This window comes from uncultured Brevundimonas sp. (assembly GCF_937870815.1).
Taxonomy (GTDB): domain Bacteria; phylum Pseudomonadota; class Alphaproteobacteria; order Caulobacterales; family Caulobacteraceae; genus Brevundimonas.
Genome location: NZ_CALMZS010000199.1, coordinates 1 through 12,124 on the forward strand (window position 1 = coordinate 1; position 12,124 = coordinate 12,124).

Below are 12,124 nucleotides of genomic sequence, written 5' to 3' on the forward strand. Positions count from 1 at the left end.
GTCGATCTCTCTGCGAAACGCCACCCTCTGCTTTCGCACTGAGGTCTAGCCGCTCCTTTCAGACCCGACAGGCTCCAGGGGCTCTTCCCTGAAGTCAACTGCTAACGGAGGTCCTGAAAATGGCTACCGGCACTGTGAAATGGTTCAACGGCACCAAGGGCTACGGCTTCATCCAGCCTGACGACGGCGGCAAGGACGTGTTCGTCCACATCTCGGCCGTCGAACAGGCGGGCCTGCGCGGCCTCGATGAAAACCAGAAGGTTTCCTACGAAATCGAGCGCGACAAGCGTTCGGGCAAGGAATCCGCTGGTCAGCTGAAGACCGAGGGCTGACTTCAGGCGCTCGGTTTTCCGGCGCATGATTTCGAACGGCGGCGGGGGCGAAAGCCTTCGCCGCCGTTTTGCCGTCTGGCCCGCAACGCTTGCTATTGGCCCGCAAAGCGCCCACCTAGGGCTTCGTCGATCTCTCTGCGAAACGCTGCTGCCCCTTTGCATCGCGCACCGAGGTCCAAGGCCGATCCCATTCAGACCCGACAGGCCGACCCGGAGCCTCTTCCGGCGGTCAACGCCTAACGGAGGTCTCAAAATGGCTACCGGCACTGTGAAATGGTACAATTCCACCAAGGGTTACGGCTTCATCGCCCCCGATGACGGCGGCAAGGACGTGTTCGTCCACGCCTCGGCCGTCGAGGTCTCCGACCTGGGCTCGCTCAACGAAAACCAGAAGGTCTCCTACGAGATCGAGCGCGACTCGCGCTCGGGCAAGGAATCGGCCGGCCGCCTGAAGGCCGCCGAATAGGCTTAGACCGACGGAAGGGCCGGCCGCCGATCCGGCGCCGGCCCGACCACCTTACCCTTAGCTGGAGACTGTGATGACCCCGCTCGCCGACATGATCCCCGCCATGAGCGATCCGGACCTCAAGGCCCTGCGCGCCAACGCCGCCCGCCTGGCCGAAACCGGCTCGCCGGTCCAGATGGCCGCCGCCGCCGAAATCCTCCCCCTGATCGACGCCGAGGTCGCCCGCCGCGCCGCCGCGCCGGCCTCGACGGTCAAGAAGGTCCGCGCCCCGGTCAAGAAGAAGGTCGTTCCCGTGACCGGCCACCAGACCGCCCTGCCCAGCAAGGCCGCCTGAGGCCCGACCGGCCCGCGCTTGACCCCACCGCTTTCGTCATCCTCCGGCAAGCCGCGCAGCGGCGCTGACCGGGGGACCCGGCGCGGATCACCCCAGCGCCTGATCCAGATCCGCGATCAGGTCCTCGACCTCCTCCACCCCCACCGACAGCCGGATCAGGCTGTCCGTGATCCCGCCGGCCTCGCGCAGCTCCTTCGGCACCGAGGCGTGGGTCATGATGGCCGGGTGGTTGACCAGGCTTTCGACGCCGCCCAGCGACTCCGCCAGGGTGAAGACCTGAACCCGCTCCAGCACCCGCTTCGTCCGCTCCAGATCGCCGTCGATCAGGGCCGTGACCATGCCGCCGAACCGGCCGTTCATCTGGCGCGCCGCCAGCTCGTGCTGCGGATGGCTGATCAGGCCCGGATAGATCACCCTGGCGATCCCCTTGCGGTCCTCCAGCCAGCGGGCCACCGCCAGGGCGTTCTCATTGTGCGCCTTCATGCGCAGGCCCAGCGTCTTCAGCCCGCGGTTGGCGAGGAAGGCGTCGAACGGCCCCATCACCCCGCCGACCGAATTCTGCAGGAACCTGATCTCCTTCGCCAGCTCGGGGTCCGCCGTCACCAGCGCCCCGCCGATGATGTCGGAATGGCCGTTCAGATATTTGGTCGCCGAATGCATGACCACGTCGGCGCCCAGCTTCAGCGGCTGCTGGCTCCACGGCGTGGCGAAGGTGTTGTCGACCACCAGCAGCAGGCCGTGCGCCTTGGCGATCTTCGCCAGCCCGGCGATGTCGGCCAGCTTCATCAGCGGATTGGTCGGGGTCTCGGCCCAGATCATTCGACTCTTTGGCGTGATTGACGCCTCGACCTTCGCCAGATCGCTCAGGTCGACATAGGCGAAGTCCAGCCCCATCGAGCGCCGCCGCACCCGCTCGAACAGCCGCCACGAACCGCCGTACAGGTCGTCGCCGGTGACCACGTGCGAGCCCGCGTCCAGCAGCTCCAGCGCCGTCGAGGTCGCCGCCATGCCGCTGGCGAAGCCGAAGCCGTGCGTGCCGCCCTCCAGATCGGCCAGACAGGCCTCGAACGCCTCGCGCGTCGGGTTCTTGCCGCGGGCGTATTCATAGCCCTTGTTCACCCCCGGGCTCTCCTGGGCGTAGGTCGAGGTGGCGTAGATCGGCGTCATCACCGCGCCCGTGGTCGGGTCGGGCCGCTGGCCGGCGTGGATGGCGCGGGTCGAAAACCCCTGGCTGTTCTTCAGATCGCTCATCCTAGGCCGCCTGCAATGCGTCCCAGCCCTTGCAGGCGAGGAGAATTCGTCGCGGGACGGTCGTCCCGGTGGAGTATTTCACCACGCTGGACCGGGAGATGCCGAGCGCTTCCGAGGCTCGGGAGGCGGAAAAGCCGTTGCGCAGCCGCCATTCGAGGAAGGCCCGTGTATCCTCCTGCCCCCAGGCCGACAGGCAGTCCAGCCACAGCGAGTCGGCGCCGATCTCGATCTCGCCGGGCCAGACGAGGCTGTGACCCCAGGTTCCAATCCTGACCGACCTGAAGACGTCCCGCTCACGAAGCGGCGCATATTGTTCGCTTTCCAGGGCCGGAGCGAGGTCGATCACGGCCTCCTGGCCATTACTCCAGACGAGGGCGACCCTGAAGGGATCGGCGGCCTTGGCCGATTCCAGGCTATGTTGGGTTTCCAGGCCGGTCATGGGTTCAACTCGTTCCACTTGTCCATCAACTCGGCCTGCCTGCCGGACGCCCAGGCGATGGCGGCCCCCAGACTCTTCTGATCATACGTTCCAATGATCACCTCCAGGGTGGCGATTGCAACCGAGCATCGCCACCCTCGCCCTTCCACATGAAAATGCGGAACGCCATGATCACGCCCGTACACGGCGACCTTCCATGCCGGCGCATGATGGAGAGTCACCATCGCCGCCCTAACGGTTCAGGCTCAGGTGGTTGATCAGATCGGTTCGCGTGATCAGCCCGACGAACCGCTCGCCGTCCAGCACGATGGCCACCCGGTCGCGGTCGAACAGTGGGATCAGGGCGTCCAGCGGCTCGCCGACCTGCACCGTGTCGAGATCGCGGGTCATCACCGCCCCGACCGGCCTGTTGAACCGCTCCCCGCGGGTGACCTCGTCGGTGTTCATCACATGGATGATGTCGCTCTCATCGACGATGCCGACCAGGCGCCCGTCCTCGATCACCGGCAGTTGCGAGACATCGGCGCCCTTCATCCGCTTGAAGGCGGTGTCGAGGGTGTCGTCCGGCCCGATCACCACCACGTCGCCGTCCTCGTATTTGCGGGTGATCAGGTCCGACAGGTCGCCGTGCAGCTCGCGCTCGCCCAGCCCCTGCTCGGCCAGCCAGGCGTCGTTGTAGACCTTGGACAGGTATTTGGCCCCGGTGTCGCAGACCAGGGTCACCACCCGCTTCGGCTCCGTCTGCTCGCGGCACCAGCGCAGGGCCGCGGCGATCAGCGTCCCCGACGACGAGCCGGCCAGCACGCCTTCCTTCAGCAGCAGATCGCGCACCGTGGCGATGGCCTCCGCGTCCGGGATCGACCAGGCCCGGTCGATCAGGCTCATGTCGGCCGTGTCCGGCACGAAATTCTGCCCGATGCCCTCGACCGTATAGCCGCCCTCCGGTCCGGGCACGCCCTCGTTGACGATCCCCGCCAGGGTCGAGCCGACCGGATCGGCGAGGATGATCTCGGCCTTCGACCCGACGCTCTTCAGGAAGCGGGCGATGCCGGTGATCGTCCCGCCCGAGCCGATGCCGGCCACGAAGGCGTCGATGTCGCCGCCCATCTGCTCCCAGATCTCCGGCCCGGTGGTCTTGAAGTGGGCCAGGGAGTTGGCGTCGTTGGCGAACTGGTTGACATAGAAGCCGCCCGGAATCTGCTGCGCCAGCCGCTCGGCCATGTCGGTGTAATAGTCCGGGTGCCCGTGCGGGACGTCCGAACGGGTCAGGCGAACATCCGCCCCCATCGCCCTGAGATGCTGGATTTTTTCCCTGGACATCTTGTCCGGTATGACCAGCAGCACCCGGTAGCCCTTGGCCTGGCCCACCAGGGTCAGCGCCAGTCCGGTGTTGCCGGCCGTGGCCTCGACGATGGTGCCGCCGGGCTTCAGGAAGCCCTCCCGTTCCGCCGCCGCGATCATCGACAGGGCGATGCGGTCCTTGATCGAGCCGCCGGGATTCTGCGACTCCAGCTTCAGGAACAGCCGGCACGGGCCGGTGTCCATCCGCGTCACCTCGACCATCGGCGTCTTGCCGATCAGGTCCAGCAACGAACCGGTGGGTCCGGTCAGGACCGGGGCGGGGGCGAGCGGCATACAATGACTCCGGCGGGTGAGGCGTCGGAAGCTAGGCGCGCCGCCCGGCCGGAACAACCCGGCTGGCGAAGCAGGCCGAGGATGGCTATATTTCTGGCCAGAACTGGAGATCGGCCATGGCCGTCTACGGCGTCGCCGAAGCGAAGAACAAATTCACCCACCTGCTCGAACGGGTCGAGGACGGCGAACGCATCATCATCACCCGCCACGGGAAGGTGATCGCCGAGATCGTGAAAGCGGCTCCGACGGAACCCTCCAGGGATGTCTCCGAGGAGGCCATCGCCGCCGCTCTGGAGAACCTCCGGATGGTGCGCGAAAGCCTTCCGCCTGCGCATATGCCGGCCGCTGACTTCATCCGCGAGCTGAGGGATGAGGGGGTTTGAGGCCGACCTACCTGGACGCCTGCGTCATCGCGGCCTTGCTGTTCGACGAACCCCCTCCGACAATGTGATCCGCCAGGTGCAGTCCTGGCGGTCCGGAGTGATCGTGAGTGATTTCACCTCCGCCGAGGTGTCAGCCGCGGTCTCGAAGCGGGTGCGCATGAAACTGGACGACGTAGCGGCCGCAAGCACTCGCCTGGCCGCCGTCGACCGCTTCAGAGCGAGCCTGCCGGTGGCCGCCCCCACCGAGGCTCGGGACATTCGCGCTGCCGAACGTCTGGTCCGGGCGTTTGAACTCAAGCTCCGCGCGCCGGACGCGATCCACCTCGCGGTCTGTCTGCGGCACAACTATCAACTGGCCACGTTGGATGCCAACCTGGCCTTCGCGGCCCGCGCCCTCGGCGTGGCCTGCATCAATCCCGCCGAAGACATCGGCGAACAGAAGAGCTGAATGACCAAATCCCCCAAGAGGCCGGTCGCCGGCCTGCCTGACAAGGACACCCTCCTAGCCTTCCTGCGCGAGGCCGGATCGGCCGGGAAGACCGACATCGCCCGCCACTTCGGTCTGAAGGGCGGCGACCGCCGCGCCCTGCGCGAGATGATCCGCGAGCTCGAGGCCGAGGGAAAGCTGGGCAAACGGGGCAGGAAGGGCTTCTCCGAGGCCGGCGCCCTGCCCCCGGTCGGCGTCGCCGACGTGGTCGAGCGCGACGTGGACGGCGAATTCTACGTCCGCCTCGTCGAGGCCTCGCCCGACGCGCCGCGCGCCGTCCTCGTCCCCGACAACTCCGGCAAGACCGGCGCCGCGCCCGGCCTCGGGGCCCGGGTGCTGGCCAAATTCTCGCGCGGCGCGGACGGCTGGGAGGCGCGGGTCGTCAAGGTGCTCGACACCGATACCAACCGCGTCCTCGGCGTCATCCGCAAGTCCAACAAGGAGGTGCGGGTCGAGCCGGTCGATCGTCGCTCGAAGGACGTCCTGCTGGTCCCCCACGCCCAGGGGGCCGATCTGCGCGACGGCGACCTGGTGCTGGCCGCCATCGAGAAGGGCGCCCAGCGCTACGGTCCCAAACGCGGCAAGATTCTCGAGACCATCGGCCGCGAGGACGATCCCCGCGCCGCCTCCCTGATCGCCATCGCCGCCCACAATGTGCCGATGGGCTTCTCCGACAAGGTGCTGCAGGAGGCGCAGGACCAGGAACTGCCCTCGCTGAAGGGCCGCGAGGACCTGCGCGACCTGCCGCTGATCACCATCGACCCGGCCGACGCCCGCGATCACGACGACGCCGTCTTCGCCCAGCGCGACGAGGATCCGAAGAACGAGGGCGGCTGGATCGTCTGGGTCGCCATCGCCGATGTCGCCGCCTACGTCCGCCCCGGCACGGCGCTGGACCGCGAGGCCCGCGAGAAGGGCAATTCCACCTACTTCCCCGACCGGGTCGAGCCGATGCTGCCCGAGGTCCTGTCCAACGGCCTGTGCAGCCTCAAGCACGGCGAGAACCGCGCCTGCCTCGCCGTGCGCATGGTCTTCGACAGGGACGGCCGCAAGATCGGCCACAAGTTCCTGCGCGGCCTGATGCGCTCCCACGCCAGCCTCAGCTACGAACAGGCCCAGGCCGCGATCGACGGCCCGGAGCGCGGCGGCGGGACCGACGAGGTCACCGGCCCGATCATGGACCTGATCCTCTATCCGCTGTGGAACGCCTGGCGGGCCATGCTCAAGGGCCGGATCAAGCGCAGCCCGCTGGCCATCGAAAGCCCCGAGCGCAAGGTGCTGATGGACCCCGGCGGCGGCATCGGCGCGATCCAGCCGCGCAAGTCGCTGGAGGCGCATCGCCTGATCGAGGAGATGATGATCCAGGCCAATGTCTGCGCCGCCGAGACCCTTGAGCAGAAGCGCGTCCCCCTGCTCTACCGGGTCCACGACGCGCCCAGCCAGGAGAAGCTGTTCAACCTCGGCGACTTCCTCCAGACCCTCGGCAAGCCGTGGAACAAGGGCGAGCCGGCGACCACCAAACGCTTCAACAAGCTGCTCGACGAGACCCGCGACGGCGAGCACGCCGAGGTCGTCAACGAGGTCGTCCTGCGCACCCAGATGCAGGCCATCTACAGTCCCGAGAACATCGGCCATTTCGGCCTCAACCTCGACCGCTACGCCCATTTCACCTCGCCGATCCGGCGCTATTCCGACCTGATCGTCCATCGCGGCCTGATCCGCGCCCTCGGCCTCGGCAAGGACGGCCTCACCGACCGCGAGATCGCCGAACTGCCGGCCGTCGCCGAACAGGTGACCCTGACCGAGCGCCGCTCCATGGCCGCCGAGCGCGCCGCCATGGACCGCTACATGGCCGCCTTCCTGTCCGAGCGCGTCGGCGCGGCCTTCCCCGGCCGCATCACCGGCGTGACCCGCTTCGGCCTGTTCGTCCGGCTGGACGAGACCGGGGCCGACGGCCTCGTGCCGGTCTCCTCCCTGGGCGGCGAGTATTTCCACCACGACGACCGCACCCACGCCCTCGTCGGCGAGCGCAGCGGCCGGCGCTGGACCCTGGGCCGCACCGTCGAGGTCAGGCTGGTCGAGGCCACCCCGGTCACCGGCGGCCTGGTGTTCGAAATGCTGAGCGACCCGGCTCCGCGCGACCCGAACGCCCCCGCTCCCCGGCTGGGCGTCCGCGTCCGCGGCCGCGGCGGTGACGGCCCTCCCGGACGCGGCGCCGGCCGCCCCGGCGGCCCCAAGCCCTCCGGCGGCCTGAAGGGCGTCCGCAAGGGCAGGCGGCGGTAGGCGGATGGAGACGCCCGGGCCCACATCCTCCGAACGTCTCGACCGGCTCAACGCCGTCGAGCGGGAGCTGCTGCTCCTGCTTGGCCGCGGCCACACCGCCAAGTCCATCGCCACGCTGAAGGGCCTGTCGGTCGCCGCCGTCAACGAACGCTTCCGCGCGGCCCGGCGCAAAACGGGCTTCGGCAGCAGCCGCGAGATCGCCCGCCTGCTGACCGCCCAAGAAAATCGTCACGATTTAATCGATCTGGCCGGCGCCTCAGCATCGTCGTCAGCTCTCCGTCCCGACGCCGCGTTTCGAAGGCGCGCGCCGTTTTCCGGACGATGGAGCTTCCTCATGATCACCGCAATCCTCGCCGCCGCGGTTCTACTGGCTCACCAGACCGCTACGCCTCCCGCCGTCTGGAACGAAGGCCTCGCCGCCGAAATCATGTCACGCCAGGCGCCCGAGCCCGATCTCGCCGACCTGCACGCCCGGGTGTCCTCGGGCGGGCGCGACGCCGGCTGGTCGGCGAAAACTGAAGCCCTCCTGACACAGCGATATGGGGCCATCGCGAATTTTGCTCGGGATATCCCGACCGTCAGCATCCGATGCTCGACCGACCTCTGCGAGGTGGCGGGCATCATGCGCGCGGACATTGGCGGCGATGAACTGACCGAGATGATGATCCAGCTACAGAGTCTCGGAAATCCCGAGCCTCTGGCCGGCCTCGACCCCGTCGTCCATTCATTCAGCACCGCGGACGACAGGCCCCCCGCGTTTATCGCCTACTGGAGTCGTAGCTGACCGCCTTGCCTCCTGCCGCGGCAGGGTCCATGGCGAGGTCATATGCCTGCCTCTGCCCCCTTCGACGCCGCCCGGGACCTCGCCGACGCCCCCCGCACCGGCGACCGCCGGCGCCCGAAGGACGCCGCCACCCTGATCCTGACCCGGGTCCGCGCCGGCGCGGCCGAGGTGCTGATGGGCCGCCGCGCCCCCGGCCACGTCTTCATGGCCGCCAAATGGGTCTTCCCCGGCGGCCGGGTCGAGCGCGCCGACCACGCCGCCGCCTCGGCAACCGAACTCCCGCCCGCCGACGCGCTTCGGCTCGCCCGCGAGGTCACGCCGCGCCGGGCCCGCGCCCTCGCCCTGACCGCCGTGCGCGAGACCTTCGAGGAGACCGGCCTGATCCTCGGCGCGCCCGCCCCGCCCGCCTCCGTCGCCGGCCCGTGGCGCGAGTTCCGCGCCGCCGGCGCCCTGCCCGACCTGGCCGCCCTGCGCTACATCGCCCGCGCCGTCACCCCGCCCGGCCGCAGCCGCCGCTTCGACGCCCGCTTCTTCATGGCCGACGCCTCGGCCCTGTTGCATCCCGACCCCACGGCGGGGTCGGGCGAACTGGACGAGATCGCCTGGCTGCCGCTCGACGAGGCCCGCGCCGTCGACCTGCCGGCCATCACCCGCTTCGTCCTCGCCGAGGTGGCCGAACGCCTGTCCCGCCCGGACCGGCCCCTGCCCTTCGTGCGCATGGTGCGCGGCCGCCATGTCGTCGACTACCCGCACGAACCGGGGCCCGACCGCCCCTGACCCGCGCCGCCGCGCGGTTGACTTCCCAACGCGCCTGAGTATGTTCCGCGCCTCTCGTTTCCAGCGGCTTTCGCCGTCGCAAAGGTAATTGTCCGATGGCCAAGCCCGCCTCCATCAAGATTCGCCTGAACTCGACCGCCGACACCGGCTTCTTCTACGTCACCAAGAAGAACGCCCGGACGATGACCGAGAAGATGGTCGTCAAGAAATACGACCCGGTCGTGCGCAAGCACGTCGAGTTCAAGGAAGGCAAGATCAAGTAGGTCCTTCGAACCTCGTCATCCTCGGACACCGAGCGAAGCGAGGCCGATCCGAGGATCCGGACGCCCGGTCAGCGACGGCCGGGCGTTTTGCTGTCTCCTCCCCGTGCGATGACAGAGGGGGCCCCAGGGCGGCGGAGGGGCCGGCGCGGACCTACGCCGCCCGGGCGATCACCTGGTTCCGCCCGTGCGCCTTGGCCTCGTACACGCCCTCGTCGCCGCGCTTCAGCAGGGCCTCCGGCGTATCTCCCGGAACGCTCGCGGCCACCCCGATCGAGACGGTGATGGTCAGCCCCTCGGTGCCGCCCATGATCGGGAAGGGCTGGGCCTCGATGTCGCGGCGGATGCGGTCGGCCACCCGCGCGGCGGCCTCGAGGCTGGCCCCCGGCATGACCACCACGAATTCCTCGCCGCCCAGCCGGCACGGCAGGTCGATGGCCCGCACATTGGTCGCCAGCCGCACCGCGAACTCGCGCAGCACCTCGTCGCCGGCGTCGTGGCCGAAGCCGTCATTGACCAGCTTGAAGTGGTCAATGTCCATGACCAGCACCGCCACCGGGTCGCCGCCCTGCCCGGCCCGTCCGACCAGGGCCTGCAGCTGGCCAGCCATGTAGCGGCGGTTGTGCAGCCCGGTCAGGGCGTCGGTGACCGCCATCTCGAGGCTGTAGTCCAGCTTCTCCTTGAGGAAGTCGGCGTAGCGCTTGCGCTTGATCTGGGTCCGGGCCCGCGCCATCAGCTCCTCGCTGTCGACCGGCCGGGGCAGGATGTCGTTGACGCCCAGTTCCAGCGCCTTGAGCAGGCGCGGGCGGTCGGCGGGGTCGACCACGGCCAGGATCGGCGTCTTGCGCGAGGCCTCGCTGGAGCGCGCCTGGGCCACGAAGCGCAGGCCGTCGAAACCGCTGCTCGAGACGTTGACGATCATCAGGTCGACCGGCCCGCGCGCGGCGATCAGGGCCGCGGCCGGATCGGCCTCGGCCACCGGCCGGTGCTCGCCGGCCAGGTGGGTGGTCATCTTCCCCGACTGCAGCTCGTTGTCGTCGACGATCAGCACCCGGCCGCCCGAGCCGCGCAGCCGTCCGGCCCCGTCGGCGTCGACCCCCAGCCGGCGGCCGCTCTCCTCGCGCTCGCGCAGTTCGTCCATCACCGCCTTGAGCCGCACCAGCGACTTGACCCGGGCGAACAGGATGACGTCGTCGATCGGCTTGGTGACGAAGTCGTCGGCCCCGACCCCCAGACCCTTGATCTTGTCCTCGCGGCCGTCCAGGGCGGTGACCAGCACTACCGGAATATGCCGCGTCACCGGGTCGGACTTGAGCCGCCGGCAGGTCTCGAAGCCGTCCATCCCCGGCATCATCACGTCCAGCAGGATGATGTCGGGCCGCTCCGCCGCCGCGACCTCCAGCGCCGTGGCGCCGTCCGTCGCCGTCAGCACCTCATAGTATTCCAGCGTCAGCTTGGCCTCGAGCAGGCGGACGTTGGGCTCGACGTCATCGACGACCAGGATGCGCGCCGTCATCGGGTCAGGGCCTCGACCGGGCCGAGGTGTTTGCGCACCACCTCGAGGAAATGCGTCACCGAGATCGGCTTGGAGATATAGGCCTCGCAGCCGCCCTGGCGAATCCGCTCCTCGTCGCCCTTCATGGCGAAGGCGGTCACGGCGACGACGGGGATGTGGCTCAGCTCCTCGTCGTCCTTCAGCCATTTGGTGACCTCCAGGCCGCTGATCTCGGGCAGCTGGATGTCCATCAGGATCAGGTCGGGCCGGTGCTGGCGCGCCAGGGCGAGCGCCTGCAGCCCCTCGCGGGTCTGCAGGGTGCGGTAGCCCTGGGACTCGAGCAGGTCATGAAAGAGCTTCATGTTCAGCTCGTTATCCTCGACGATGAGGACCGTCTTCGACATCATCACCCGGCCTGTTCCGCTTCCTCGGAAGCGCGGTTGCGCGGAGGCTTGTTCGCCTTCTTCGGGAGCAGCTTGCATCGCTTCTCTTAAGTTGACGTGAAGCGCCCTTGCTGGCGAAGCCGGCGTTCAAATCGACGGTCGGCTGGTTCGTCACAACGAACACAACGGCCCCACAAAGGGCACAACGGGGACCGCGCCACATCCCATGTCCCGTCGTGTCCTTCGTGCCTCGTCGTGCCCTTTGTGATGAACCTTCCCTGCTCCCGCTTCGCGGAAGGCGGATCGTTGAATCTGCTCCCCACCGGCGCCGCTGTCAGGCACAATCCGGCCTTGATGAAATCCATCTGCCGCGACTGCCTGCACGCCGCCGACGCCCCGGTCGAGCGCTGCCCGGCCTGCGCCTCGCGCCGGGTCGTGCGCCACGCCGAGCTCGCCGCCCTGACCATCGCCCACCTCGACTGCGACGCCTTCTACGCCTCGGTCGAAAAGCGCGACCGCCCGGAACTGCGCGACCGCCCGGTCATCGTCGGCGGCGGCAAGCGCGGCGTCGTCTCCACCTGCTGCTACGTCGCGCGCCAGTACGGCGTCCATTCGGCCATGCCGATGTTCAGGGCCCTGAAGGCCTGCCCCGGGGCCGTCGTCGTCAAGCCCGACTTCCGCAAATACGTCGCCGCCTCGGAGGCCATCTTCGGCGCCGTGCGCGAGCTGACGCCCCTGGTCCAGACCCTGTCGCTCGACGAGGCCTGGATCGACCTGTCCGGCACCGAACGGCTCAACGGCGGCCCGCCCGCCCT

At 68.8% G+C, this 12,124-nt stretch carries 15 protein-coding genes and 1 pseudogene; 10 read left to right on the plus strand and 6 right to left on the minus strand.

The window, feature by feature from the left end:
* Nucleotides 1-119 precede the first annotated feature (119 nt).
* The 3 genes from Q0588_RS13535 to Q0588_RS13545 all read left to right on the plus strand — a co-directional run bounded on the left by Q0588_RS13535 (nt 120) and on the right by Q0588_RS13545 (nt 1,132).
* On the plus strand, nt 120-332 hold the full coding sequence (locus tag Q0588_RS13535; protein ID WP_168049003.1) for a cold-shock protein: 213 nt from the start codon (nt 120-122) through the stop codon (nt 330-332).
* Nucleotides 333-585: 253 nt separating this feature from the next.
* Entirely contained in the window at nt 586-798 is a 213-nt protein-coding gene (locus Q0588_RS13540; RefSeq protein ID WP_168049007.1) for a cold-shock protein, read from the plus strand.
* Between the two features lie 73 nt (nt 799-871).
* Nucleotides 872-1,132, plus strand: a complete 261-nt coding sequence (locus Q0588_RS13545) for a hypothetical protein (RefSeq protein WP_298747127.1) — start codon at nt 872-874, stop codon at nt 1,130-1,132.
* A gap of 87 nt (nt 1,133-1,219) precedes the next feature.
* Here Q0588_RS13545 and Q0588_RS13550 read toward each other — a convergent pair whose 3' ends face one another.
* The 4 genes from Q0588_RS13550 to Q0588_RS13560 are packed head-to-tail and all read right to left on the minus strand — an operon-like array spanning nt 1,220 to nt 4,457.
* Nucleotides 1,220-2,383 carry a cystathionine gamma-synthase gene (locus tag Q0588_RS13550; RefSeq protein ID WP_298747129.1) on the minus strand — a complete coding sequence of 388 codons (1,164 nt, stop codon included), beginning with the start codon at nt 2,381-2,383 and terminating at the stop codon, nt 1,220-1,222.
* A gap of 1 nt (nt 2,384) precedes the next feature.
* On the minus strand, nt 2,385-2,822 hold the full coding sequence (locus Q0588_RS13555) for a DUF2442 domain-containing protein (protein ID WP_298747132.1): 438 nt from the start codon (nt 2,820-2,822) through the stop codon (nt 2,385-2,387).
* Nucleotides 2,819-3,046, minus strand: coding sequence for a DUF4160 domain-containing protein (locus Q0588_RS16060; RefSeq protein WP_366873005.1), 228 nt, complete (start codon nt 3,044-3,046; stop codon nt 2,819-2,821). The genes Q0588_RS13555 and Q0588_RS16060 overlap by 4 nt, the downstream gene beginning before the upstream one ends.
* A 7-nt stretch (nt 3,047-3,053) precedes the next feature.
* A complete protein-coding gene (locus Q0588_RS13560) occupies nt 3,054-4,457 on the minus strand; it encodes a cystathionine beta-synthase (protein WP_298747135.1) in 1,404 nt (467 codons plus the stop codon).
* A gap of 116 nt (nt 4,458-4,573) precedes the next feature.
* Between Q0588_RS13560 and Q0588_RS13565 the strand changes: the two genes are divergently transcribed.
* The 6 genes from Q0588_RS13565 to rpmG all read left to right on the plus strand — a co-directional run bounded on the left by Q0588_RS13565 (nt 4,574) and on the right by rpmG (nt 9,434).
* Nucleotides 4,574-4,840, plus strand: coding sequence for a type II toxin-antitoxin system prevent-host-death family antitoxin (locus tag Q0588_RS13565; RefSeq protein ID WP_298747138.1), 267 nt, complete (start codon nt 4,574-4,576; stop codon nt 4,838-4,840).
* Nucleotides 4,827-5,288: a type II toxin-antitoxin system VapC family toxin gene (locus tag Q0588_RS13570; protein ID WP_366873007.1), complete on the plus strand. Its 462-nt coding sequence runs from the start codon at nt 4,827-4,829 to the stop codon at nt 5,286-5,288. The genes Q0588_RS13565 and Q0588_RS13570 overlap by 14 nt, the downstream gene beginning before the upstream one ends.
* Complete coding sequence (gene rnr / locus Q0588_RS13575; protein ID WP_298747142.1) at nt 5,289-7,610, plus strand: ribonuclease R; 2,322 nt, start codon at nt 5,289-5,291, stop codon at nt 7,608-7,610.
* Between the two features lie 4 nt (nt 7,611-7,614).
* Nucleotides 7,615-8,394, plus strand: coding sequence for a hypothetical protein (locus Q0588_RS13580; RefSeq protein ID WP_298747145.1), 780 nt, complete (start codon nt 7,615-7,617; stop codon nt 8,392-8,394).
* A gap of 42 nt (nt 8,395-8,436) precedes the next feature.
* Nucleotides 8,437-9,171 carry an NUDIX domain-containing protein gene (locus Q0588_RS13585; RefSeq protein WP_298747148.1) on the plus strand — a complete coding sequence of 245 codons (735 nt, stop codon included), beginning with the start codon at nt 8,437-8,439 and terminating at the stop codon, nt 9,169-9,171.
* A 95-nt stretch (nt 9,172-9,266) separates the two neighbouring features.
* Nucleotides 9,267-9,434 (plus strand): 50S ribosomal protein L33, encoded by a 168-nt coding sequence (rpmG, locus tag Q0588_RS13590; RefSeq protein WP_003164451.1) that lies wholly within the window; start codon nt 9,267-9,269, stop codon nt 9,432-9,434.
* 151 nt (nt 9,435-9,585) lie between these two features.
* On the opposite strand, the gene Q0588_RS13595 is transcribed toward rpmG, so the two are convergent.
* Nucleotides 9,586-10,947, minus strand: coding sequence for a PleD family two-component system response regulator (locus tag Q0588_RS13595; RefSeq protein ID WP_298747150.1), 1,362 nt, complete (start codon nt 10,945-10,947; stop codon nt 9,586-9,588).
* Nucleotides 10,944-11,330, minus strand: a complete 387-nt coding sequence (locus Q0588_RS13600; protein ID WP_298747153.1) for a response regulator — start codon at nt 11,328-11,330, stop codon at nt 10,944-10,946. The genes Q0588_RS13595 and Q0588_RS13600 overlap by 4 nt, the downstream gene beginning before the upstream one ends.
* A gap of 333 nt (nt 11,331-11,663) precedes the next feature.
* On the opposite strand from Q0588_RS13600, the pseudogene Q0588_RS13605 reads away from it, so the two are divergent.
* Nucleotides 11,664-12,124, plus strand: a pseudogene (locus tag Q0588_RS13605) (DNA polymerase IV); the annotation flags it as partial.